At 60.3% G+C, this 4,389-nt stretch carries 4 protein-coding genes; 3 read left to right on the top strand and 1 reads right to left on the bottom strand.

All coding sequences use genetic code 11. The features are described from left to right. The 3 genes from WBP53_RS07965 to WBP53_RS07955 form a co-directional block, all read left to right on the top strand. Positions 1–327 (top strand): transporter associated domain-containing protein (locus WBP53_RS07965; protein ID WP_423927676.1); only part of this gene is annotated, 327 nt, incomplete at its 5' end. Next, entirely contained in the window at positions 324–1,607 is a 1,284-nt protein-coding gene (locus tag WBP53_RS07960; protein ID WP_423927674.1) for a DUF4105 domain-containing protein, read from the top strand. The genes WBP53_RS07965 and WBP53_RS07960, both read left to right, overlap by 4 nt. Before the next feature lie 193 nt (positions 1,608–1,800). Next, entirely contained in the window at positions 1,801–3,048 is a 1,248-nt protein-coding gene (locus WBP53_RS07955) for a DUF819 domain-containing protein (protein WP_423927672.1), read from the top strand. Between the two features lie 14 nt (positions 3,049–3,062). On the opposite strand, the gene WBP53_RS07950 is transcribed toward WBP53_RS07955, so the two are convergent. Further along, positions 3,063–4,127 (bottom strand): type 1 glutamine amidotransferase domain-containing protein, encoded by a 1,065-nt coding sequence (locus WBP53_RS07950; protein WP_423927670.1) that lies wholly within the window; start codon positions 4,125–4,127, stop codon positions 3,063–3,065. Positions 4,128–4,389: the final 262 nt, after the last annotated feature.

The following is a 4,389-nucleotide window of genomic DNA, read 5'->3' as shown; positions in this document are numbered from 1 at the left end:
CTGGTCACGATCGAGGATGTGCTCGAGCAGATTGTCGGCGATATCGACGACGAGCACGACGAGGAGGAAACCCCGAACCTGATCCAGCCGCAGACTGATGGCCGGTTCCTGGTCAATGCGATGACCTCGATCGAGGACTTCAATGATCGCTTCGAGTCCCGTTTTTCAGTCGAGGACTACGACACGATCGGCGCCATGATCACAGCCGAGTTCGGCCATCTGCCGCAGCCGGGCGAGGAAATGAAGCTTGCCGGCTTCCTTTTCCGTGTCAGCAAGGGCGACGCACGCCGCGTTCAGCAGTTCGCCGTGCGGATTCAGGAGGCGTGATTCGCTCGGGAATACCGGCCCCTTCAGTCGACCCCTCAGGTGACAGATGGAACGCAGCCCGACTGCTGCATGTGATCCTGGCTTGCCTGCTGCTGCAACTACTGGTCAGCAGCGCGTCGGCATCCGCCCAGGCCGACGGTGCGCCGGCCCTTGAGGTCAGCCTTCTGACCTTCGGTCCCGGCGAGGTCTATTGGGAGCGCTTCGGACACAACGCCATCGTCATCCGTGACCCAGCCACGGGCGCCGCGATCAGCTACAACTACGGCATCTTCGATTTCGAGGAGAAGGATTTTTTCCTCAACTTCATTCGGGGCAACATGCGCTACCAGATCGCAGCGAATGACGCCCGCGATGATATCGACTACTACGTAGCGCAAGGACGTTCGGTGACCGAGCAGCGCCTGCGCCTGACACCGGCACAGGCACACGCACTCAGACAGGCCCTCGACACGAACCTGTGGCCGGAAAACCGGCACTACCGCTACGACTATTTCACCTCAAACTGTTCGACCAAGATTCGCGACCAGCTCGACACCGCACTCGGTGGAAGTCTTCGCCAGCAGATGTCATCGCCCTCGCGCGGCTTTACCTATCGAATACTGGCCGCCGCGCTGACCAGCCCTGACCCCTTCCTCATGGGTGTCATCGACATCGGCCTCGGCCCTTTCTCCGATCAGCGACTCTCGTTCTGGAAGGACAGCTTCGTTCCGATGCAACTACGCGATCACATGCGTGAAATGCGTACCGTCGACGCGGCCGGAAACTCTGTTGCCCTGGTCGTCGAAGAAAATCAGCTCTCCGAAGCTCGCCTTCCGGCACCGCCACCATTGCCACCCGACCTGCGTTGGCCGTTCCTGGCCATAGGCATGGCTCTGGCGGCATTGCTTGGGTTCATGTCCTGCCGACGTGAGCAGCGCTGGGCGCGCATCGGCTTCGCATCGCTGGCCCTGCTGTTCTCCTCGATTTGCGCCGTGTTCGGCCTGATCCTGCTCGGACTCTGGGGCTTCACCGAGCACGAGTCGGCCTGGGCCAATGAGAACCTGCTGCTGTTCAGTCCACTCTGTGTGCTGTTGCTTCCGACCTGGTGGCGATCCGCGCATGCGGGCTGGCAGGCAAGCGTCTTCGCCCGTCGCTTGACGATGCTGATCGCCCTGCTCGCTGCATTCGCCGTGTTCAGCAAGATCCTTTCCAGTTTCGAGCAGGCCAACTTCGCATGGATACTCCTGTTGCTGCCAGCGCATCTCGTGCTCGCGCATGCTGCTCGTCGAAATCCGGAATAGCGGCGCCCGCTACGGAAGGTAGCTATGGACCTGATGGCCCGTGGATCGGCTGGAGGGCAAGCCCTGAAGTTGACCGGGCACGCAAATGTTGCGACGTTGCATGAACTCGTCTCGCCCTGACAGGTGATTGGCGAAATGCCGGATCAGTGCATAGTCATACTAAAAACCTTGCAGCAGAAACAGGAGAGACGAGATGCAGGATCCAGCCTCGACAACAGCACTGATCACCAGCGACGTGGTGGTGTTCGGCCTGCTCGCAAGCGTGCTCGGACTGGTGTTCTGGACATCCTCACGGACTGACGGTTTCTGGAAAAGTCTCTACACCTATGTACCGGCGCTGCTGCTTTGCTACCTGATTCCATCCATATTCAACAGCATTGGCCTGATCGATGGCGATGCCAGCGGGCTATACCCGATGGCGCGCGATTACCTGCTGCCTGCAGCGCTGGTCTTGCTGACCCTGTCGATCGATTTCCAGAGCATCCGGCGCATGGGGCCCAAGGCCATCGTGATGTTCCTGGCCGGAACGGCCGGCGTCATGTTCGGCGCGGTATTCGCGTTCGGCTTGTTCGAAGTGATTTCGCCGCAGACGGTTTCTGGTGATACCTGGCGAGGCATGACGACGATCGCCGGTAGCTGGATAGGCGGCAGTGCGAATCAGGCTGCAATGAAGGAAGTATTCGACGTCAGCAACGACCTGTTCGGGCAATTCGTGGCGGTGGACATCCTGGTCGGCACCACGTGGACCGCCGTTCTCCTGTTCCTGGCTTCACGAGCAGAAGCCTTCGATCGCTGGACCGGCGCCGACACCAGCAGCATCGATGACATGAAGCGTCGCATCGAGGCCTACCAGGCCCAGCATGCGAGGATTCCAACCCTCAACGACCTCATGATCATCATAGGCATCGGCTTCGGCGCAACCGGCCTCGCCCATGCAATCGGTGACCCACTGGCCAGCTGGATCTCGCAGGTGGCGCCGGGACTTGCCCGCTACAGTCTGACCTCCGGGTTTTTCTGGGTCGTGATCATCGCCACCACAATCGGACTATTGCTGAGCTTCACTCGCGCCCGCGAACTTGAAGGCGTCGGCGCATCACGCGTCGGTTCGGTCGGCATCTATATCCTGGTCGCAACGATCGGCATGCACATGGATATCGGCGCCCTGTTCGAACGTCCATTGCTGTTTGCGCTTGGCTTTTGCTGGATCTCGGTCCATGCACTGATCATGCTCGCCATCGCCAAGTGGATACGCGCACCGCTGTTCTTCATGGCAGTGGGCTCGCAAGCGAATATCGGCGGTGCTGCCAGCGCGCCGGTCGTGGCCAGCGCGTTCCACCCCAACCTTGCGCCTGTCGGCGTGCTGATGGCCGTGCTCGGCTATGCGCTGGGCACCTATTGCGCCTACATCACGGGCCTGATGCTGCAGGCGATGGCTGGCTGACTTCCTCTGGATTGCTACGGTCGCGCCAGGCGCTGTAGATTCCATGCATCACCCATGCGCGCTTGCATGCCAGCTACAAGGGCGTGCATGAGGATCAGGCGACGATCGAGGCTCGGCCTTTCCAGCTTGAGATTTCGTGCGGCTTCGGTGCCTTCGCGGTAATAGCGCTGCACTACGTCAACCGCCAACTCCTCGCTGCTGCGCTCCCGAGGCACAGGCACATGACCCAGTGCGGTGATGATGGCCTCGGCTGTCGACCAGGTTGACCACGGATTCTGTCCGGTGACCAGTCGCCCATCGACCACGGTGTTGTCGAGGTAGAGTTCACCTTCAACGAACTCTGCAGACATGCCGCTCATTTTTTCCTGCAGCAGGAACGGGAATACCGTGCGGGCCTTTTTGGTCAGGAACAGTTCCTCGTCGTTCGTGAATCCGGTCATTCGCCTGCCCTTGAGCAACGGACTTCCGTCGTCGAGGGTGACGTTGAGAAGTGCAGCCGGGCCATGGCAAACCGCACTGACGACCCCGCCATCGGCGTATATCGTGCGAACGATTCGCTGGATATCGACATTGTCCGGGAAGTCGAACAGCGTGCCCTTTCCACCAACAAAATAGACGGCCGCGTAGTCGCCCGGCTCGACATCCGCCACTGGCAGGGAATGCTCCAGCTTGCGCATCGCAACAGGGTCATTGAGAAAGGCATGATCGGCTTCGACCAGGCCGTCATCGAGGACCATGGGTGGTTCGCCGCCAAGCGGGCTGGCGATATCCACTTCATAGCCGTTGGCCTCAAAGACGTAGTAGGCGCGAGACAGCTCGGTCAATTCATAGCCGGTTGGCTTGCCGGTGTTCGGGTTTGTATCGGTGCTGGTGACGATGGCAAGCACCTTGCCGCGCGGTGTCTCTACGGCGTTTCGCAGGTAGGCAAGATCGGCTGGCTGGCTCTGTGGATCGGCGACGGGCAGTTCGTCGAGCTTGAAACCGATGCCATAGAGATAGCCCGCCACGCCAAGTATGAAAACGAGTGCCGCGCAGGCCAGCACGAATTTCCCGAGTCGCTTCAATATGCGTCGTGTCATCACCAGATTCCAGATTTCGAGGAAGTGCCAGCGTAGGCGGGTGATGTGAATCAAATATCAAACGTGATCCTGAGCCGAATTGCACTGCCCTGCCCATGGGCAAGTGTCGTCACTCCCGCGCAGACGGGAGTCGCTTCGGAACGGTCGAACGGCTGCCTATCCGGCGAACAGCCGGATGGCCGGCCATCCATTGACGTTGCGTCTGCCGCAAAGCCACCGGGAAAGCTGGATCCCCGCCTGCGCGGGGATGACGAAATGAGGG

The organism is Dokdonella sp. (assembly GCF_049593775.1).
Lineage (GTDB): Bacteria > Pseudomonadota > Gammaproteobacteria > Xanthomonadales > Rhodanobacteraceae > Dokdonella.
Note: the sequence above shows the minus strand (reverse complement) of the source record. Positions and strands in the feature narration are given on the sequence as shown.

Coding starts and splice junctions, on each gene's coding strand:
- WBP53_RS07955 (WP_423927672.1), top strand. CDS start 1,801: ATGCAGGATCCAGCCTCGACAACAGCACTGATCACCAGCGACGTGGTG.
- WBP53_RS07950 (WP_423927670.1), bottom strand. CDS start 4,127: ATGACACGACGCATATTGAAGCGACTCGGGAAATTCGTGCTGGCCTGC.